The 19,360-nt window shown below is 62.2% G+C and carries 16 protein-coding genes; all 16 read right to left on the reverse strand.

The window, feature by feature from the left end; translation table 11 throughout:
• Positions 1 to 23: 23 nt before the first annotated feature.
• Positions 24 to 149, reverse strand: coding sequence for a hypothetical protein (locus tag ACMRQN_RS03370; RefSeq protein ID WP_418733820.1), 126 nt, complete (start codon positions 147 to 149; stop codon positions 24 to 26).
• Positions 146 to 3,055, reverse strand: coding sequence for an FAD-dependent oxidoreductase (locus ACMRQN_RS03375; RefSeq protein ID WP_418733821.1), 2,910 nt, complete (start codon positions 3,053 to 3,055; stop codon positions 146 to 148). Before ACMRQN_RS03375 ends, ACMRQN_RS03370 begins: the two co-directional genes overlap by 4 nt.
• Before the next feature lie 8 nt (positions 3,056 to 3,063).
• Positions 3,064 to 5,289 (reverse strand): YgiQ family radical SAM protein, encoded by a 2,226-nt coding sequence (locus ACMRQN_RS03380; protein WP_418733822.1) that lies wholly within the window; start codon positions 5,287 to 5,289, stop codon positions 3,064 to 3,066.
• The gene (locus ACMRQN_RS03385) at positions 5,286 to 6,230 is read right to left on the reverse strand and encodes a diacylglycerol/lipid kinase family protein (RefSeq protein ID WP_418733823.1); all 945 of its coding nucleotides are present in this window, start codon (positions 6,228 to 6,230) and stop codon (positions 5,286 to 5,288) included. Before ACMRQN_RS03385 ends, ACMRQN_RS03380 begins: the two co-directional genes overlap by 4 nt.
• Positions 6,231 to 6,274: 44 nt before the next feature.
• Positions 6,275 to 7,513 carry an S-layer homology domain-containing protein gene (locus ACMRQN_RS03390; protein WP_418733824.1) on the reverse strand — a complete coding sequence of 413 codons (1,239 nt, stop codon included), beginning with the start codon at positions 7,511 to 7,513 and terminating at the stop codon, positions 6,275 to 6,277.
• A 217-nt stretch (positions 7,514 to 7,730) separates the two neighbouring features.
• Positions 7,731 to 9,074: a trigger factor gene (locus tag ACMRQN_RS03395; protein ID WP_418733825.1), complete on the reverse strand. Its 1,344-nt coding sequence runs from the start codon at positions 9,072 to 9,074 to the stop codon at positions 7,731 to 7,733.
• 144 nt (positions 9,075 to 9,218) lie between these two features.
• Positions 9,219 to 12,464: an FtsX-like permease family protein gene (locus tag ACMRQN_RS03400; RefSeq protein WP_418733826.1), complete on the reverse strand. Its 3,246-nt coding sequence runs from the start codon at positions 12,462 to 12,464 to the stop codon at positions 9,219 to 9,221.
• Between the two features lie 30 nt (positions 12,465 to 12,494).
• Positions 12,495 to 13,196 carry an ABC transporter ATP-binding protein gene (locus ACMRQN_RS03405; RefSeq protein ID WP_296061315.1) on the reverse strand — a complete coding sequence of 234 codons (702 nt, stop codon included), beginning with the start codon at positions 13,194 to 13,196 and terminating at the stop codon, positions 12,495 to 12,497.
• Positions 13,197 to 13,363: 167 nt separating this feature from the next.
• Entirely contained in the window at positions 13,364 to 13,648 is a 285-nt protein-coding gene (gene rplW / locus ACMRQN_RS03410) for a 50S ribosomal protein L23 (protein WP_158049763.1), read from the reverse strand.
• Entirely contained in the window at positions 13,649 to 14,272 is a 624-nt protein-coding gene (gene rplD / locus ACMRQN_RS03415; protein WP_158049764.1) for a 50S ribosomal protein L4, read from the reverse strand. It lies immediately after the preceding gene.
• 31 nt (positions 14,273 to 14,303) lie between these two features.
• Positions 14,304 to 14,924: a 50S ribosomal protein L3 gene (gene rplC / locus ACMRQN_RS03420; RefSeq protein WP_158049765.1), complete on the reverse strand. Its 621-nt coding sequence runs from the start codon at positions 14,922 to 14,924 to the stop codon at positions 14,304 to 14,306.
• 14 nt (positions 14,925 to 14,938) lie between these two features.
• Positions 14,939 to 15,247, reverse strand: coding sequence for a 30S ribosomal protein S10 (rpsJ, locus tag ACMRQN_RS03425; RefSeq protein WP_158049766.1), 309 nt, complete (start codon positions 15,245 to 15,247; stop codon positions 14,939 to 14,941).
• A 36-nt stretch (positions 15,248 to 15,283) separates the two neighbouring features.
• Positions 15,284 to 17,389 carry an elongation factor G gene (gene fusA, locus ACMRQN_RS03430; protein ID WP_418733827.1) on the reverse strand — a complete coding sequence of 702 codons (2,106 nt, stop codon included), beginning with the start codon at positions 17,387 to 17,389 and terminating at the stop codon, positions 15,284 to 15,286.
• Between the two features lie 13 nt (positions 17,390 to 17,402).
• Positions 17,403 to 17,873 (reverse strand): 30S ribosomal protein S7, encoded by a 471-nt coding sequence (gene rpsG / locus ACMRQN_RS03435; RefSeq protein ID WP_158049768.1) that lies wholly within the window; start codon positions 17,871 to 17,873, stop codon positions 17,403 to 17,405.
• 92 nt (positions 17,874 to 17,965) lie between these two features.
• Positions 17,966 to 18,337, reverse strand: a complete 372-nt coding sequence (rpsL, locus tag ACMRQN_RS03440; RefSeq protein ID WP_158049769.1) for a 30S ribosomal protein S12 — start codon at positions 18,335 to 18,337, stop codon at positions 17,966 to 17,968.
• Between the two features lie 586 nt (positions 18,338 to 18,923).
• Complete coding sequence (locus ACMRQN_RS03445) at positions 18,924 to 19,304, reverse strand: hypothetical protein (RefSeq protein WP_418733828.1); 381 nt, start codon at positions 19,302 to 19,304, stop codon at positions 18,924 to 18,926.
• Positions 19,305 to 19,360 lie beyond the last annotated feature (56 nt).

The following is a 19,360-nucleotide window of genomic DNA, read 5'->3' on the forward strand; positions in this document are numbered from 1 at the left end:
CTGACCGGGTTAGTTGCCTCGGCCTAGGCATACTTCTTCCCACGGCCGCACGAGTTGCCCTCGACGCTCGTGACCTCGCCGTTCTCGGCGAACCCGACGTTCATGACGCACCCCATCGGGCACTGGATGCAGGTGATCCTCCGGCTCATCGTGCGCCCCCTTCCGCGGCGGGCACTTGTCGCCCGGCAAGCCCGCTTACCGCCGACACGACGATGCGCGAGCACTCGGCCAAGCTCTCCGCATCGACCTTCATGCGCCGCATCTCGGCGGGAACCGCCACCATATCGCGAGCCCGCGCAAGCACCTCGCCCGCACCCGCGTCATCGCACGAGCGAACCTCGAACCGCACACCCTCGATAACATCGGATACGCGGAAGGAAAGCGTCACCGGCTCTTCCGCATCACGGGAAATTACCTGGGGCACGACGTAGCGCACGCCTTTTCCGGCTACCACTTCGATGGACGGCTCGCCCGGCACGCCCTTCGTGCGCGTTGCGGCCGACGTGTCGCCACGCGCGAAGGCGGCCGCAGAAGCCCCCGCCCGCTCGCCTTCCTCGGACGCGAAGTCTGCCAAATCGTGCACGTGCAGGGCATTTCCGCAGGCGAAAATTCCGGGCACGCTCGTTGCCAAGCGCTCGTCGACGACGGCACCCCCCGTTATCGGCGAGAGCGTCACCCCAGCCGTTTTCGCAACCTCGTTTTCGGGAATGAGTCCGCACGAAAGCACCAGCGTGTCGCAGGGGATGCGCTCCTCGGTGCCCTCGATGGGACGGCGCGTCGCAGGATCGACGTCCGCCACAACGACGGCTTGAAGGCGCGTCTCGCCCTCAAGCCGCACCACCGTGCGCGACAGGTGCAACGGGATGCCGAAGTCATCGAGACATTGCACGATGTTGCGGCGCAACCCCGAGGAAAACGGCATGATCTCGTACACGCCGAGCACCCTGATTCCCGAAAGCGACATGCGGCGGGCCATGATAAGCCCGATATCGCCCGAGCCGAGCACCACCGCAGTCGACCCAGGAACAAGCCCCTGCAAGTTCATGAAGTTTTGCGCGCAGCCCGCCGTGTAGACCCCCGAGGGACGCGCCCCCGCGATGCCGAGCGCCCCCAGCCCGCGCTCGCGGCTTCCCGTCGCCAAAACCACGGCTTTCGCGTGGAGGAAAAGTTCGGCACCGAATCGTGTGCCGACGACGAGCTTTCCTGCGCCCTCGTCGTCGATGCGCAGCACTGATACGCCGTATTCGCAGGTCACACCCACATCGATGACGGCTTGCTCCTCCATTGCGGCGTATTCGGGGCCAGTGAGCTCCGCCTTCATGCGATGCAGGCCGAAGCCGTTGTGCACGCACTGCTTGAGCACGCCGCCCGGGCGCTCCTCGCGATCGACCATGGCCACGCGAGCCGCGCCCGCACGCCGCGCGCTCGCAGCCGCCGCCATGCCCGCCGCGCCGCCGCCGATGACGACCACGTCGAAGCTGTCCTCAATCCGCGCGGGCGCACCCAGCTCGCTTCGCTGCACATCCGGCGCCGCATGCCGCGCGTCCGCTTCCTCAGGAGCCTCGCCTTTGGTGGGGCCCCCGCCCGCGCACACGAGCTCGACGTAGTCGGCGCGGGCGGATGCAATCATCCTCGACCCCGCAAGCCGCTTGTTGATCGCATCGGGTGCGCAACCCAGCTCGCGCGACATGATTTCCACAAGCTCAGGCGAGCAAAAGCCGCCATGGCAGCGCCCCATCGTAGCGCCCGTGCGCCACTTGATTGCATCGAGCGAGAGCACGGGAAGAGGGCCATGCAATGCGCGCACCACTTCCGCCTCGGTCACCTCGCAGCAGCGGCAGACCACATGCCCGAACGCCGGATTGCTCGCGATAGCACGTTCGCGCTGCTCGTCGGTCATGGCCGTGAAGGGAAGCTGCGGCGCGCGGCGCGGGTTAAACGACGGATTGCCGTCCACACCCAGGCGAGCCGCAACCTGGGAGGCGATGAAGGTCGCCACCGCAGGAGCAGACGTCAGGCCAGGCGATTCGAAGCAGGCGATGTTGAAGAACCCGGGCGCATCCGCCGCCTCGCCGATGACGAAGTCGCCCGATTCGCCCGCCGCGCGCAGCCCTGCGAAGTTCGTGATAGCACCGCGGGGAGAAGCCGCAGGCCAGGTGCGGCGCGCGCGTTCGACGATGTCGGCAAGCCCCTCCTGCGTCGTCGAAAGGTCGGTCTTGGAAGTCTGGGAAACCGAGTTCGGACCGATGAGCATGTTGCCGTGGATCGTGGGCGTGACGAGCACTCCCTTGCCGAGCGGGCCGGGCACCTGAAACATCGTGTGCTCGAACGTGATGGCGTATTCGGTGTCGTAGAGATAGTACTCGCCCCGGCGCGGTGTGATGGAGAAGCGCTCCCCCGAGACCATGTTGTTCAGCTCGTCGGCGAAAAGTCCCGCCGCGTTCACGACCGCCCGCGCGAAGAAACGCTCCCCCGAGGCCTCGACGCGAAAACCGCCGTCCGCGCGAACGATGCGCTCCGCGCGGTGATTGAACAGGAACCTCACGCCGTTGCCGCACGCGTTCTCGGCCGCTGCGAAGGCGAAGCCGTAGGGATCGACGATGCCGCCCGTCGGTGCCACCAGTGCGCAAGCGACCTCGGGCGAGACGTTCGGCTCCATCTCGCGCGCACAATCGCCCGGCACGATGTGCACACCCTCGACCCCGTTCGCCTGGGCACGGCGGGCGAGCTCATCGAGCTTCGAACGGCCCTCGTCGTCGAAGGCAAGCACCATCGACCCGTTGCGGCGGAACTGCACGCCAAGCTCGTCGCACCAGCGCGGATACGCCTTCGAGCCCTCGGCGTTGAAGCGCGCCTTGAGCGTACCGGGCGCGGGGTCGAAGCCCGCATGCACAATAGCGGAGTTCGCTCGGGTCGCACCGCAGGCAATGTCGTTTCCCGCCTCGAGTACACAGATGGACAGGTCATAGCGCGCAAGCTCGCGGGCCGCCGTGCACCCGGCAATGCCAGCTCCGACGACCACCACATCGAAGGAACAAGCCTTCCCTTCCTGCATATGCGAACCTACCCTTTCCTCTTCGTTCCTCGGCCGCGTTGCCCCTCACCAGGGGTTTCCTTGCGCTTGCCCCTGCCGGTGTGCGAATGGGGAACCTTGCCCTTGCCGCCGCCTGGATGGGAATTCCCGCTCTTGCTACCGGGCGAGCGTCGGGCTTCATCCTTACCGCCACTCTGCTGGGCTGGCTTGCCCTTGCCGCCGTTCGAGCGAGACTGCTTCCCCTTGCGACTAGGCGCACTACCCGAAGAGCTACTCCTGCGGGCATCCCCTTTTGGCGCCGCTTTCCCCTTCGGCGTGCCCTTTCCCTTCGGCGGCGCGCCCCCGTGCGCCCCCTCCGGTCGCACGAGGCATTTCGCGTCGAAGCCGATGAGGTCCTCCCGGCCAGCGCGGTGCAACGCCTCGCGCACCAGGTCGCGATTCTTCGGGTCGCGGTATTGGATGAGCGCGCGCTGAAGCGCCTTCTCATGCGGGTTTTTCGGCACGTAGATCGGTTCCATGGTGCGCGGGTCGAGCCCCGTGAAGTACATCACCGTGGCCAAGCTTCCAGGCGTCGGGTAGAAATCCGACACCTGCTCGGGGTTAAACCCCATATCGCGCACGAATTCGGCCAGCTCAACGGCCTCTTCCATAGTCGAACCCGGATGCGAGGACATAAGGTAGGGAACGATGAACTGCTTCTTGCCCGCGCGGGCGTTCTCCTCCTCGAACAGCGAGACGAAGCGCTCGTAGATTGCGTGATCGGGCTTGCCCATGCACGACAGGACGCCGTGGGAAACGTGCTCGGGCGCGACGCGCAGCTGCCCGCTCACGTGGTGCTCGGCCAGCTCGCGCACGAACTCCCGCCCATGCTTCTCATCGAGCATCACGTAGTCGAAGCGGATGCCCGAGCGAACGAACACCTTCTTCACGCCGGGAACCTCGCGCAGCTCGCGCAAGAGACGGATGTAGTCGGAATGGTCGGCGATGAGTTTCTTACATGGTTCGGGCGCTAAACATCTTCTCCCCCGGCAAGCGCCATGGTCCACCTGCTTGCGGCAGGCGGGCGCGCGGAAGTTCGCCGTCGGGCCGCCGACGTCGTGGATATAGCCTTTGAAGTCGGCGTCGTGCGTCATCTCCTCGGCCTCCGCGACGAGCGAGGCGCGGCTGCGCACCTGCACGACGCGCCCCTGGTGGAACGTGAGCGCGCAGAAGGCGCACTCGCCGAAGCATCCCCGGTTGCTCGCGAGCGAGAACTTCACTTCCTTGATGGCGGGAACCCCGCCCGCGGCATCGTAGTCGGGATGCGCGGCGCGGACGAACGGCAAGCGATAGACCGCATCGAGCTCGGCGGTCGAAAGCGGGGCGGCAGGCGGGTTCTGCACGACGAACTCGTGCTCGCCATAGGGTTCGACCAGGCGTTTTCCCGTCACATGGTCGCTGTTGGCGTATTGTACGGCGAAGCTTTCCGCGTAGGCGCGCGGGTTGGCGCGCATGGCGCCGTAAGCGGGCAGCAGCTCGTAGTCGTAGACATGATCAAGCGAGCGCGTGCGGAATACCGTGCCATCGATGAAAGTAAGGTCACTGACCGAAAGCCCCGAATTCAGGGCATCGGCGATTTCCACAATGGAATGCTCCCCCATGCCATAGGACACAAGGTCGGCGTTCGAATCGAGCAGGATCGACCGCTTCAGCGAGTCCGACCAGTAATCGTAGTGGGCAAGGCGTCGCAAACTCGCCTCGATGCCTCCGATGATGATGGGAACGTCCTTGAACACGCGTCTGATCAGGTTCGAGTACACTACAACCGCGTGGTCGGGGCGCAGGCCGCCCTCGCCCCCAGGAGAGAAGGCATCCGAGTGGCGGCGCTTCTTGGCGACCGTATAGTGATTCACCATAGAGTCCATGTTCCCCGAGCTCACGAGGAACCCCAGACGCGGGCGCCCGAGCGCGGCGACGCTTTCCGGATCGCGCCAATCGGGCTGGGCGATCATGCCGACCTTGTAGTGGTTCGCCTCGAGAAGACGGCAGATGATGGCCGCACCGAACGACGAGTGGTCCACATACGCATCGCCGGACACGTACACGAAGTCGCACTCGTCCCAGCCGCGCTCGCGCATGTCCTCGCGATTTACGGGAAGAAAGCGCCGGCGGTAGGCGCGCGCATCCTCCGCCACCTGCTTATCGGAGCGAGCCCGTTCCCCAGGCCGCTCCCCCGCCCGCACAACGTCTTTGCGATTCGCCGAGCGCTTCGTCATGAGCGCGCGCTTTCGCCTTGGCGGGGAACGACAACGCGCAGGGCGCGCGGGGCGATTGAGATGCGGTAGGAGTCTGCCACGAGCGCCTCCCCGTCGATCTGCACGGGAAGCGGCGCGTCGAAGCGAAGGTCAATCGACGCCGCGCGGCGAAACTCGATCTGCTTGAAACGCGTATGATGAGCATCCTTCGCCATAAGGAAAATGAAGGTACCGGAAAGCCGCGTCAACGGCGGATGCGCGATGCAGATATCGAACAGACCGTCGTCAGGCGCAGCGTCGGGGCAGATGCGGAAGCCGCCGCCGTAAGTCTGCCCGATCTGGACCGCGAAGAGATACGACTCGCCGCAAATAGGCTCGCCGCCGTCGAGCGCGGCAGTGTAGCGGCGCAGGTCCATATGGTGGAGCAGCTGATCGATGCCCGATTGCAAATAGAGCATCGTTCCCGTCTTCCCCGTTCGTGCGCGGCGCTCGACGGTATCGAGCGCAATCGCGGCATCAAGACCGAACGACAGCGTCTCCAAGAACCATCGATCGTTGCATTTCCCCACGTCATGCGAGCGCAATTCGCCGTCACACAGCTGCAGAACCGCCGTGGGAAGGTCGGTCGACATGCCGAGCGTGCGTGCATAGTCGTTGCCCGAGCCGACGGGCAGCAGTGCGAAAGCAGGCTGCTCACCTGCCGGAATCTCCATGAGCCCGCAGGCGACCTCGTTTGCGATGCCGTCGCCGCCGAGCGCGCAGACGCAGTCGAACCCGCGCGATGCGGCACGGGCGGCGATGTCGCTCGCCTGCCCCGGGCGCTCGGTGAACTCAAGTGCGAAGGCGTCTTCCCCTAACGCAGACGCAAGCAAGGCGCGCGCCCGATAAGCGCACGCCTTGCCTTCACCGTTTTGCGCAACGGGGTTCGCGATGATGAGCAGTTTTCGAAAGCAATGTGACATGCCCCGTATTATACGACATGCCCCGCTTGCATTCGCTACATCGCCTAAGGTTTGGCGACCACCAGAGCGTTCTCCAGATATAGCAGCTGGCCGTAATTCAGGGTAACCGTTACCTTCTGGGTGAACGTTTGCACGGCCGTGCTCTCGGGAGCGAGAAGCTCGCTCGGGAGGGTCGCCACTCCGTACTTCGCCGGACCCGAGGTCGCATCGGCCATCGGGATGATGTCATACGTTCCTGCGGCAAGGTCGTAGTCGACGTCGTACATGCCCCAGCCCCGGATCTCACTCGCCGGCGAGCTCCTGTGATAAGGCACGGCAACGGCGCCGGAAATACCGACCCTCATACCCGGCTCAAGCTTCATATACCCGCGATACCCGAAATACGCAGCGTAAAGCGGCGCGTCGTCCGGGTCTGCACCCGCATGGTACACCTCGATGTAGCCAGGATAGTAGCCGTCAGCGCTGTCGAGGGCGAACCAGCCGGTAGGAATGTTCACGCCAGCGATATAGGAGCCCAACCCGAAGCGCGGAACCGCCATCTCGTTGAGCACGTCACGATCGAGCACTGAGACCATCTTCGCGAACATGGAGCGATCAGCGGTGTCCTGCGGCTTGATCAGGCGCACGACCGAGCCACCCTGATATATCTCCACGCCGGTGATGATATGGTTGTTCAAACACCACGCAACCTCGTTACGCGCCCATTCGCTCACCTCGTAGTTGTCGGGCATCTGCGCGAACAGGTAGCCGTGAGTCGTCGTGGAAATGCCCGCATGGATCCTGGCGAAGTTCGCGAGCATCTTGCAGAGCTCTTCGCGCGTGACGCTTTGGTACGGGCGGAACGTGCCATCGCCGTAACCCTGAACGATTCCCGCCTTGCTCGCCCAGCTCAGCGGCACCGAGAAAAACTCGTCGGGCGGCACATCGGTGAAGCTGTAGCCGTACTCCTCAGGCGACCCCGCGATGCGCCACAGCACCGTGACCACTTGCCCGCGCGTCACCGGATCGTAGGGACCGAACATGCCCGTTTCATCGTAGCCGCGCATAAGCCCATGCTGGAGCGCATACCCCAAGATGTCGTCGTTCGCAAACCACTCGCCCGGGTCGACATCGCTGAATCCGTAGTTGGGAAAATGTTCGGTTGCGAACGATTGCGTCTCGATTGCGCCCGCCGAATCACCCGGCGCAGGCTCGCTTCCCTGCCCCAGCGCGAACGCGGCCGCGGGAACAAGCCCTACCGCAAGCAAGCAGGCAAGCATGATTCCAAATAGACGTCGTCTCATGGCTCCTCCTCATCGTCGGAAAATCCACGCGGCGTATACCGCATCAGATTCAGTATACGGTGCGCAAGAAGCCAACCCTCAGCGCGCGCGTGCGATTGGGACACTGGAGCCAAAGAAAAGCGCCCCGCTGAACCTTACGTCCAACGAGGCGCTTGCAAAGGCGGAAAGTCAGCCTCCAAGCGGGGCTTTCTCCCCTCCATGCGATTCGGGAAAGCGGCTATTCTGCAGCGTCCGCAGCGTCAGCCTCGGCCTTGTCAGCGTCAGCCTGCTCGCCCGCGATCCTGATGTTCGCGCGCTCGAGCAGCCAGTTGTTCGCCTTCAGACGCTCAGCAGCCTCGCGCAGCATGAAGCCGCGACCCGTCTGCTCGAGGCGCTGACGCAGCATCTTGGGGTTCACCTGCGGATTCATAGCGCGGCAGGCGGCGTTGATGTCGTCATCGTTCAGCACGAGGTGCTCGTGGCGGAACAACGCGTCGAGAGCGAATCCCTGCACGAGCAGCTCGCGGATCTGCATCATCATCATCATGCCGAACTGCTGCTGGCCACCCTGCTCCTCGATGAAGGCGTCGAGGGTCTTACCCTGCTGCTGAGCGGTCTGGCGCACGTTGTTCATCAGCTGCTCGCGCATTGCCTCGTAGACCTCGTCGGCGATGCTGCCCTGAAAGCGGCGGGCAAGCTCGCTCGCAGCGAGCTGGCGGTTGTAGTCGTCGTACTGCTCGCGGCCCTGCTTCTCGAGGCTCTCGCGGATGCTGTTGCGGAAGTCGTCGGCCGACTTGTACATCGGCATGTACTTCGTCACCCACTCGTCGGTAATGGCGGGGATGACCTTCTTCTGGATCTCGAGAACGGTGGCGCGGCATTCCACCTTCTGGGTGCACTCGTTGCCGTCGTCGTCGAGGCTCGGGCCCTCGAAGGTGAACTCCTTCGTCTCGCCAACGTTCATGCCGATGATGTTCTCGTCGAAGCCGTCGGGCATGTAGCCAGCACCCGTGGTGTAGGTGCGGCCCTCGGTGGTCAGGCCCGGCATCGGCTTGCCGTCCTCGGAGCACTCGAGCTTCACCTTCACGCTGTCGCCCTTCGCAACCGGATGCGGGTCGTCGGCGACGTACTCGGCGTAGTGCTCGGCCGTTTCGTCCATATGGCGCTGGACCTCGTCCTCGCTCACCTCGAAAGTCTGCACCGTGATGGAAACCGGCTCATAGGAAGAAAGCTCGTAGTTGGGCTTCGGGAGCACCACGATGGTGAACTCGAACTCACGGTCGCGGGCGATGGCGCGATCATGCTCGGCCTTCGGCGGGTACGCGGGCGTGAGGTTCTTCTTGTCGATGGCGTAAGGGACAAGGCCCTCGATTGCCTGCTCCTGCACGACGGAATCGAGGTTCTTGATGCCCATCTGCTCCTCGGCGACCTGGGCGACCGTCTTGTCCTTTTCCGGACGCAGGCCCATCTGCTGAGCGAACTGGATGTAGGCGTTTTGCAGCACCTCGTTCACCTCAACGGGCGTTGCGACGCATTCGAGACGCAGCTTGCCGTCATCGAGCTTTCGCTGAGTAACCTTCATTGAACTAGTTCCCCTTTCGAATGAGAAAACTCCAACTCATTTGTAGAAATTGTAGCGCAACTTGTGCGATGCGCATCCTGCAAGACGTATGAAAGGGACGGATTACCCCCTCATCTTCGGGAATTCGCAGGTACAAGTAGGCGCCTATTCGTTCGATTTCAGGCTTTCGACCATATCGATTCGACGCAGCTTTGGGCGCATGGCAAGCGTGACGATCACCGAGAACACCATGGTTAACAGGAACGCAATGATAAAGCTTGCCGCATGGATGTCGCGGCCGAACATGACCTGATCAACCTCGGCCGTCACCACAACGAAGCCTTCCATCACGATGCCGAGCAGAAGGCCCACAAGTGCACCGATCACGGCAAGCAGAAGCGTTTCGCGATAGATGTAGGCATCGACTTCGCGCGGGGTGAAGCCGAGCACCTTCAGCGTGGCGATTTCGCGGACACGCTCGGTGATGTTGATGTTCGTCAGGTTGTAGAGCACGACGAACGCGAGCAGGGCCGCCGCGATCACGAGGACCACGACCACGCTGTCGACGCTCTTGAGCATAGTTCGGTAACTATCGATAGTCTCGTCGTTGTAGGTGACCGTCTTCACGCCGCCAGTTGCCAGAAGCTCGTCGGAGAGGACCTCTCGCGCGCCCTCGTCTTCCACCTCGTTCGCATAGAGCGTGGTAAACGCAGGTTCCTCGCCCATCACCTGCTCGTAGAGTGTCGGCGTGAAGTAGACGTAGTGCCCGACGTAGTTCTCCATGATGCCCGCCACGGTGACCTCGCGCCCGTCGCCCGTCACGTCGCCCACGGCGTCCTCATCGAAGATGGAAAACGTGCTGCCCACCTCAAGGGAGAGCTCCATCGCGAGCTTCTCGCTCACGAGCACGCCGTCGTCGGAGAGCGCAAGCTCCTCGTGCCCCTCGCGCGTTCGCATCGTGATGAAGTCGGAGAAGGCGTCGGGATGCTCGGGCACGATGATGTCGATGCGGTGCTGGCTTATGTCCGCGCCGTCGCCGGAGACGGACTGCGCCTGCTTGTTCGCGGCGGCAAGCCAAGTGAAATCTCCCGAGGCGTCTTCCCTAACCCGTTGTTCCACCTGGGATTTCTCGTCAGGCGTGCAATCGGAGTCCATACGGACGATGGTGTTGTAGTGGTAGAGCTCGCCATATTGCTTGTCGATGATGTCGTTGATGGCGTTTTGCAGCCCCAAGCCCGTGAGCAGAAGCGCCGTGCAGCCGGCGATGCCCACGATTGCCATGATAAAGCGGCGCTTGTAGCGGAAGAGGTTGCGCGAAGTAACCTTCCAGGAGAACGACAGGCGGTGCCACACGGGGCGAATGCGCTCGAGCAAGATGCGCTTGCCGGCCTTCGGGGCACGCGGCAGCATGAGGAACGCCGGGCGCTCGCGCAGCGTCGAGGCCGCAGCGAACCAGGTGGCGATTACGGTGATTCCCACGCCGAGCCCCGCGGCGGCGGCCGTCATGACGGGATCGACCGGGCACGGCCGACACGGGACGGCGTAGATGATCGCATAGGCGCCCATGATGAACCAGGGCAAAAACTTCGAGAGCGCGACGATGCCGATAATCGCACCGACGCCGCTTGCCACGATGGCGTAAATGAGGTACTTCGAGGTGATGCGCGCCTTGCTGTAGCCGAGTGCCTTGAACGTGCCGATGAGCACGCGCTCCTCCTCCACCATGCGCGTCATGGTGGTAAGCGAGACGAGCGCCGCCACGAGGAAGAACAAAAACGGGAAGACCTGCGCGATCTGGTCGATGCGGCCCGCGTCCGACTTGAAGCTCTCGGCGCCGATATTCTTCGTGAGGTCAAGCACGTACACCTCGCCCTCGGTATCCGCGATCGCATCCACGTCGGCCTGGGCATCGGCGAGCTTCGCCTCGGCGTCGGCGAACTGCTCCTCGGCATCCGCGCGCTGGGTGGACAGCTCGTTTGCACCCTCTTCGTATTGTGCAAGGCCGTCCTCGTATTCGGAGCGTCCCGATGCAAGCTGCCGCCGTCCCGATTCCAGCTGGGCGCGACCGCTGTCGATAGCCGCCTGCGAGCTTGCAAGCTCGCCCTCAGCGGCGTCCATGCTCGCCTGCGCCTGAGAGCGCTGCTCAGCAAGCTGGGCACGCCCCTGCGCAATCTGCTCGGGAACGCCCGCGGTCTGCGCATCGATTTGCGCGATGGCCGCTTCGAGCTGCGCCACGACATCGTACGCGCCCGCCGCCTGCGCCTGCGCGAGCTGCTCGACAAGCTGAGCACGCTGCGACATGGCCGCATCGTAGTTTGCCTGCGCGGCATCGAGCTGGGCCTCGGCAGCCGCAAACTGCTCCTCGGCAGCAACGCGCTGGGCTTCGAGTTCCGCCCGTCCGCTATCAATCTGTGATTGTCCGCTCGCAAGCTCGCGAGCGCTCGAGTCAAGGGTCGCCTGCGAGCTTGTGAGCTGTGCAGCCGCTTCGTCGAGTTTCGCCTTCGCATCATCAAGTTCCGCCTGCGCATCGTCGAGCTTCTGGAGCGCATCGGCTCGCTCAGCCTCGAAGTCGGCACGGCTCTCGTCAAGTTCCGCCTGCGCATCGGCGCGAATCCCGTCGAGACGCGAAGCGAGCAGATCATCCGAAATGCCGTTAATGCGCGAAGCCGTCGCATCAACGAGCAATTGGTAATCGTCGGTCGCCCACTGCGCCTCACGAGCACCAGCGACGGTAACGAACGCCTCGGTATAGGGGAAATCCTCCGCGAAGGCGCCTTCGGGAACATAAGCGAAAGTTGCGAGCTGCCCCGACCCGAGAGACGTTGACCCCACCGATGTTGAGCACGTGTAATACGAAGAGCGAACGAACCCTGAGACGGTGTACTCGTGGACGGCGAAGGTATCGTCCAGATCGGAGGCGCCCTCCGCAAGCAGGACCTTATCGCCGACGCTCACCTCAGTCGACCACACCGTATCAGCGGACAAAAGGCACTCGTCATTCGATTCGGGCCACGACCCTTCGACCAGGATGGGCCGGTTGATATAGTTCGGGTCCTCAGATTCGACATTCAGCCCATCGTCGCATTCGCTCGCCCGAGCCTTATCAACATTGAGGGAATGGATACGCGTTGTGTACTGCACGCCGTCAATCTGCGCGATGACGTCGGACTCGTAAGCAGGCATGAAGCCGCTCACGCCTTCCACCTGGGAAATCTCATCGATCTGATCATCGGTGAACCCGAGCGATGAGACAACGCGCAGATCGCACAGGTTGGTCGCGTCGTAGTAAGTATCGCCCGCAAGACGCATATCGGGGCCGGTGAGGCGCAAGCCCGCATAGAAGCCGCACCCGAGCGCCGCGATGATGGCAATAGCGAGGAAGCGCCCAAGCGAATGGGTGATCGACCGCATTACCTCTTTGCGGAATGCCCCTGCCATCGGCTACCACTCAATCGTTTCAGCGGAGGCGGGATGGGCGTTTTGCTCCACGGCGGCAACCTTGCCCTCGCGGATATGAATCACGCGGTCGGCGATGTCGGTGAACGCGGAATTGTGCGTGATGAGCACGACGGTCTTGCCCGTGTTCGCGCACGTGTCCTGCAAAAGCTTTAGGATCGCCTTGCCCGTCTTATAGTCGAGGGCGCCTGTAGGCTCGTCCGCCAGAAGCACCTTCGGGTTCTTTGCGAGCGCGCGGGCAATAGCGACGCGCTGCTGTTCGCCGCCCGAAAGCTGCGAAGGGAAGTTGTCGATGCGATGAGAGAGGCCAACTTCGGCAAGGACTTCAGCGGCATCGAGAGGGTCGGTGCAAATCTGGCTTGCGAGCTCAACGTTCTCGAGCGCCGTCAGGTTCTGCACAAGGTTGTAGAACTGGAACACGAAGCCGATGTCGTAACGGCGGTAATACGTGAGCTCCTTCTCGTCGAACGAGCTCACCTCGCGCCCGTCGAGCATAATCGTGCCCGACGTGCAGGAATCCATGCCGCCGAGCATGTTCAAAAGCGTGGTCTTACCCGAGCCCGAAGGCCCGACCACGACGACGAACTCGCCTTTTTCGACGGTAAACGACATACCGTCGACAGCGGCGACCTCAACCTCGCCCATCTGATAGATTTTGCGAACATCGCGGAACTCGATAAACGCCATGCGGACTCCTCGAAATATCGTCGTTTGTCCCATTATAGCGAAACCTCACCGTTAAACGCGCTCGAGGTTGGTCAAGAGCAAAGGATAGCGGGCGTCGAGAAAGAAAAAGCCCCAGGTCAAATAACCTGGGGCTTCGTAGCAGGCGTCAGTCGCTCAGAGATAGTACTCTAGGCGTTGAACAGCTCGATGGAATCGCCTTCCTTGAGCGTGACCATAGCCTTCTTCCACGTACGGGTACGGCCAGCCGCACCGCGCATGCGCTTCGGCTTGGACTTCACGTTCAGGGTGTTCACCTTGGTCACCGTCACGTTGAAGATGGCCTCAACTGCCTGACGGATCTCAACCTTGTTGGAGGTCTTGGCGACCTCGAAGGTGTAGGTGTTCTTCTCCATCATGTCGTAGCTGTGCTCCGTGATGACGGGGCGGATGATAACCTCGCGAGGATCCTTCATTTATGCAAGCACCTCCTCGATGCGGGCCAGGGTGGACTCAGTCAGCACGAGCGTCTTGTTATCCAAGAAGTCGTAGGTGTTGATCATGCACACCGGGACGATGGTGACGGTCGGGATGTTGCGGAAGGACTTGTAGGTGTTGATGTCCTCGTTGCCGATCACGAGCGTCGCGCGACCCTCGATGCCGAGCGCCTTCAGGGCAGCAACGGCGTCCTTGGTGCAGGGCTTCTCGAAGTTCCAATCAGCGACGACCATGAGCTGGTTGTCGGCGAGCTTCGCGGAAAGCGCAGAGCGCATCGCGAGCTTGATCTCCTTCTTGTTCACCTTCATCTCGTAGGAGCGGGGGTGCGGACCGAACACGGTGCCGCCGCCAGCCCATTGAGGTGCGCGGATGGTGCCCTGACGAGCGCGGCCGGTGCCCTTCTGGCGCCACGGCTTCTTGCCGCCGCCACGGACCTCGCCGCGAGTCTTGGTGTCATGCGTGCCCTGGCGCCACGAAGCGCGCTGCGCGCGGACCGCAAGGTGCATGACCGGGACGTTCGGCTCGATGCCGAACACGGAAGGATTGAGCTCGGCAGTGCCGGTCTTCTCACCCTTCGCGTCCTTGATATCAATCGTTGCCATATGTAATGCAGCTCCTAATCTTCGTTACTAACTACGCCATGCGCACGCGCACGATGCCGTTCTTGCCGCCCGGGATACCACCCTTGACGAGGATGAGGTTCTGCTCCTCATCGATGCGAACGACCTCGAGGTTGCGGACGGTCACCGTATCGCAGCCCATGTGACCCGGCATGCGAACGCCCTTGAAGACGCGGGACGGGGTTGCGCACTGGCCAACCGAACCGGGAGCGCGATGGAAGTGCGCACCGTGTCCGCCAGGGCCGCCGGCAAAGCCGTAGCGCTTGATGACGCCCGCGAAGCCCTTGCCCTTGGAAGTGCCGGTGACGTCGACCTTCTTCACGTCGGCGAATGCCGCGACGGTCTGCAGGTCGCCCGTCTTGTACTCGCTCGCGTCCTCGACGCGAACCTCGCGCAGGTAACGAACAGGCTCAGTGCCGAGCTTCTCGAAATGGCCCGCCATCGGCTTGTTGACCTTCTTCGGCTTGATTGCGCCGAAGCCCAACTGAACAGCTTCGTAACCGTCCGTAGCCTTCGTCTTCACCTGGCATACCTTGTTCGGCTCAGCCTGGATAACGGTAACGGGAACGACGGTTTCGTTCTCAGCGAAGATCTGCGTCATGCCGATCTTCTTGCCAAAGATTGCATTAATCATTTAAAAGAGCCCCCTTACAGCTTGATCTCGATGTCGACGCCGGCCGGGAGATCGAGACGCATCAGGGAATCGACCGTGTTCGGGGTCGGCTCCAGGATGTCGATGAGGCGCTTGTGGGTGCGCATCTCGAACTGCTCGCGGGAATCCTTGTCGACGTGCGGGCCCTTGACGACGCAATACATGTTGCGCTCCGTCGGCAGCGGAATAGGACCGGACACCTTGGCACCCGTCTTCTGCGCGGTATCGACGATGAGCTTGGTGGACTGATCCACGATCTCATGATCGTACCCCTTCAAGCGGATGCGAATCTTCTGATTAGCCACTTATCTTACCTCCATTAAGCTTGTTGCAGCCGCGCCTTACGCGTTGCCGCCAGCCTTGCTGATAATCTCTTCGGACACGCTCTTCGGAACCGGCTCGTAGGACGCGAACTGCATCGTGTACGTCGCACGGCCCTGAGTGCCGGAGCGCAGGTCGGTTGCATAGCCGAACATCTCGCCCAGCGGAACCTTCGCGGAGATGACAACGGCGTTGCCGCGCGATTCCTGGCCGCAGATCATGCCACGGCGGCTTGGGATGTCGCCCATGACGAAGCCCATGTACTCCTCGGGGGTTTCAACCTCGACGGACATGACAGGCTCGAGGATGACCGGGTCAGACTTGCGCAGCGCGTCCTTGATCGCCATGGAGCCTGCGACCTTGAATGCAGCCTCAGAAGAGTCGACGTCGTGGTAAGAACCATCGATGAGCTCGACGCGAACGTCCTCGACGGGGTAACCAGCCAGAACGCCCGTGTTGAGAGCTTCCTGGATGCCCTTGTCGATGGAAGGAATGTACTCCTTCGGCACGACGCCGCCGACAATCTTGTTCTCGAACTCGTAGCCTTTGCCGGCTTCCTGCGGATACATGTTGATGACCGCATGGCCGTACTGGCCGCGACCACCGGACTGGCGGACGAACTTGCCCTCGGCGGAGAGGACCTCGTGGCCCGGACGCTCGCGGTAGGCAACCTGCGGCTTACCAACGTTCGCCTCGACCTTGAACTCGCGCAGAAGACGGTCGACGATAATCTCGAGGTGAAGCTCGCCCATGCCGGCGATGATGGTCTGGCCGGTCTCATGGTTGGTCGACACGCGGAACGTCGGGTCCTCTTCTGCCAGCTTCTGGAGTGCGATCTCCATCTTGGTCTGGTCGGCCTTGGTCTTCGGCTCGACAGCAACGTCGATGACGGGGTCGGCGAATTCCATGGACTCGAGGATGATCGGCGCGTCTTCCTCGCACAGCGTGTCGCCCGTGGTCGTGTTCTTCAGGCCAACGACGGCGACGATATCGCCAGCGGAGCAGGCGTCGATGTCGACGCGCTGGTTGGAGTGCATCTGAAGCAGGCGGCCGATGCGCTCTTTCTTATCCTTGGTGGCGTTGGACACGTAGGAACCAGCGTCCAGATGGCCGGAGTACACACGCAGGTAGGTGAGCTTGCCGACGAACGGGTCGGTCATGATCTTAAACGCGAGGGCCGCAAACGGGGCCTTCGGATCGCTCGGGCGCTCATCTTCCTCGCCGGTCTCGGGGTTGGTGCCCTTGATGGCGGGAACGTCGATCGGAGCCGGGAGGTAGTCGACAACGGCGTCGAGGAGTTCCTGCACGCCCTTGTTCTTGTAGGCGGAGCCCACGAACACGGGGTTGATCTTGCAGGCGATGACGCCCTTGCGCAGGGCAGCCTTCAGCTCTTCGACGGAGACTTCCTCTTCCATGAGGACCTTCTCCATGAGGTCATCGTCGCAGTCGGCGGCAGCCTCGAGGAGCTCCTGATGGTACAGCTCGGCGTCATCCTTGAACTCGGCAGGGATCTCGTCCATGGGCTCAGGGTAGGTCATGCCCTTGTCGTCGGCCTTGAAGTCCCATGCGGTCATGGTGACAAGGTCGATGACGCCCCAGAAGTTGTCCTCAGCGCCCATCGGGAGCTGTGCAGCAACTGCCTTCGCGCCCAAGCGATCTTTCATGGTCTGGATCGCATGGAGGAAGTCGGCGCCAACGCGGTCGTACTTGTTGATGAACGCGATGCGGGGAACACCGTAGCGCTCGGCCTGACGCCAAACGGTCTCGGACTGCGGCTGAACGCCGGCAACGGCGTCGAACACGGCGACGGTGCCGTCGAGAACGCGCAGGGAGCGCTCAACCTCGGCGGTGAAGTCCACGTGGCCCGGGGTGTCGATGATCTGGAAGCGGTAGGTCTCGCCGTCCTTCTTCCAGAAGCAGGTGGTAGCAGCAGCGGTGATGGTCACGCCGCGCTCCTGCTCCTGCACCATCCAGTCCATCGTCGCGGCGCCATCATGCACCTCGCCGATCTTGTGGGTCTTGCCAGTGTAGTAAAGAATTCGCTCAGTGGTGGTCGTCTTGCCGGCATCGATGTGAGCCATGATGCCGAAGTTACGGGTGAGCTTCAGATCGTTAGTCTTAGCCATGTTCCCTCACGACCTAGAAGCGGTAGTGCGAGAACGCACGGTTGGACTCGGCCATCTTGTAAAGGTCCTCACGCTTCTTGACGGAAGCGCCGGTGTTCTCGGCTGCGTCCATGATTTCTGCAGCGAGGCGCTGCTTCATGGTGTGCTCCTTGCGCTTGCGCGAGAAGTCGACGATCCAGCGGATGGCGAGCGTGGTGGCGCGACGGGAATTGACCTCCATCGGCACCTGGTAGGTTGCGCCGCCGACACGCTTCGGCTTGACCTCGAGCGTGGGGCGAACGTTGTCCATGGCCTTCTTGAAGACGGACAGGGGATCCTGGCCGGACTTCTCCTCGACGATGTCGAAAGCACCATAGACGATGCCCTCGGCGATGGACTTCTTGCCATCGAGCATGATCTTGTTGATCAGCTGGGTGACAAGACGATTGTTGAACTTTGCGTCCGGCTGAGTTTCACGACGGACTGCTGCTGCACGACGCGGCATTGGGTAACTCCTTCTTTCCTGCGCGCTTCGAGGGGGCTTCCTTGCCTCCCATTAGGCCTTTCTCTTCTGGCCCGCGCGACTTAGCGGTTTACTTATTTCGGGCGCTTGGCGCCATAGCGGCTGCGAGCCTGCTTGCGCTTGTCAACTGCAGCGCAGTCGAGAGCAGCGCGGATGACCTTGTAACGGACACCAGGAAGGTCCTTAACACGACCACCGCGGATAAGCACCATGGAGTGCTCCTGGAGGTTGTGACCTTCGCCGGGAATGTAGGCCGTTACTTCCATGCCGTTGACGAGGCGGACACGGCAAACCTTACGAAGAGCCGAGTTCGGCTTCTTCGGCGTGGTGGTGTACACACGGGTGCACACGCCACGCTTCTGCGGGTTGCCCTTGAGCGCCGGCGTCTTGGACTTGGCGACAGCCGTCTTGCGGCCCTTGCGGACCAACTGATTAATAGTAGGCAAGTTCCTTCTCCTTCTTTACTACCTGGCTTCGCGCAACCTGACCATGTGGCTGCGAAAACCATATGCCTGCTGGGATCGCCCCGCGTGCGAGGCGCTCCCCCATTTTCATGTACGCTCAGCTGGTGCGCACACGAAAATACACGCCGCAATGCGGCGCGAGTTGGTACTATACGGCTCGAACACCAGCTTGTCAAACGCCACGCACCCGGGTGTGTCTATCCCCTAGGGTAAACGGTGCACAGGGTGGAACATCATGCGGATAGGTTGCTGTGAGCTGGCAAAACACAACTTGAAGAAGTTGTCTCGCTGCCGCTTTCGGGGCGATCGCTGCACCGGTACCTCCTCGTATGGGAGTCGTCTCCTTCTCTTCTCCACAATTTTGCAGCGCAACTTCTGGCAAGGCGGCACCTTTCTGCTTTTCTCGAGCAGCCCGGCAAAACTCGGACCCTTATGCGGAAAAGGGCGCCTGAGGGAAGGCGCCCTGTGAAATCGCGAGCCGTGATAGGGATGGAAGCAGCGACTCGCTGGAAGTATGCAGTTGATTCGGGCGCGTACGCTCGCTCCAAAGAGGGCCTCGGCGCCTGCGTTACTCGCGGCCTGCTGCACGAACCCCTTCGATGTAGCCGTTTTCCGCAGCCGCCACTGCACGATCGCGGCTTGCGCGACGCTCCTTGAGCGATTCGGCGGCATCGATGACGCCTCGCTCCTCATCAAGTTTACGATTGCGGAAATACACCGCCCAATTCACCGCAATGCACACCACATTGATGAAGTATACGATGAGCACCCAATTGATCGTGCCCGATACGAACTTCGCAGCGATGCCGGCAAAGTAGCCGAGCGTAATGAGCAGGATGAACTGCCAGCTCGTGCCCGCCGCCGTACGCGCCTTGTAATTCTTGTACGCATTCATCGGCCACGACAAGCCGAAACAAATGAGCATGACAGCTTCAAGCACTTCCGCCACGGTAATACCATCTCCCGAATCGAGCGTTTTACAACTTGATTCATGGTAGGCTTTCT

It is taken from the genome of Ellagibacter sp. (assembly GCF_048412355.1).
Lineage (GTDB): Bacteria > Actinomycetota > Coriobacteriia > Coriobacteriales > Eggerthellaceae > Ellagibacter.

What these genes read in the sequence shown, in the direction of transcription:
- ACMRQN_RS03395 (WP_418733825.1), bottom strand. Translation starts at nt 9,074, where the DNA reads ATGAAGGTTACTCAGCGAAAGCTCGATGACGGCAAGCTGCGTCTCGAA.
- ACMRQN_RS03405 (WP_296061315.1), bottom strand. Translation starts at nt 13,196, where the DNA reads ATGGCGTTTATCGAGTTCCGCGATGTTCGCAAAATCTATCAGATGGGC.
- ACMRQN_RS03385 (WP_418733823.1), bottom strand. Translation starts at nt 6,230, where the DNA reads ATGTCACATTGCTTTCGAAAACTGCTCATCATCGCGAACCCCGTTGCG.
- ACMRQN_RS03370 (WP_418733820.1), bottom strand. Translation starts at nt 149, where the DNA reads ATGAGCCGGAGGATCACCTGCATCCAGTGCCCGATGGGGTGCGTCATG.
- ACMRQN_RS03390 (WP_418733824.1), bottom strand. Translation starts at nt 7,513, where the DNA reads ATGAGACGACGTCTATTTGGAATCATGCTTGCCTGCTTGCTTGCGGTA.
- ACMRQN_RS03375 (WP_418733821.1), bottom strand. Translation starts at nt 3,055, where the DNA reads ATGCAGGAAGGGAAGGCTTGTTCCTTCGATGTGGTGGTCGTCGGAGCT.
- ACMRQN_RS03400 (WP_418733826.1), bottom strand. Translation starts at nt 12,464, where the DNA reads ATGCGGTCGATCACCCATTCGCTTGGGCGCTTCCTCGCTATTGCCATC.
- rpsG (WP_158049768.1), bottom strand. Translation starts at nt 17,873, where the DNA reads ATGCCGCGTCGTGCAGCAGCAGTCCGTCGTGAAACTCAGCCGGACGCA.
- ACMRQN_RS03380 (WP_418733822.1), bottom strand. Translation starts at nt 5,289, where the DNA reads ATGACGAAGCGCTCGGCGAATCGCAAAGACGTTGTGCGGGCGGGGGAG.
- rplW (WP_158049763.1), bottom strand. Translation starts at nt 13,648, where the DNA reads ATGAAGGATCCTCGCGAGGTTATCATCCGCCCCGTCATCACGGAGCAC.
- rplC (WP_158049765.1), bottom strand. Translation starts at nt 14,924, where the DNA reads ATGATTAATGCAATCTTTGGCAAGAAGATCGGCATGACGCAGATCTTC.
- rplD (WP_158049764.1), bottom strand. Translation starts at nt 14,272, where the DNA reads ATGGCAACGATTGATATCAAGGACGCGAAGGGTGAGAAGACCGGCACT.
- fusA (WP_418733827.1), bottom strand. Translation starts at nt 17,389, where the DNA reads ATGGCTAAGACTAACGATCTGAAGCTCACCCGTAACTTCGGCATCATG.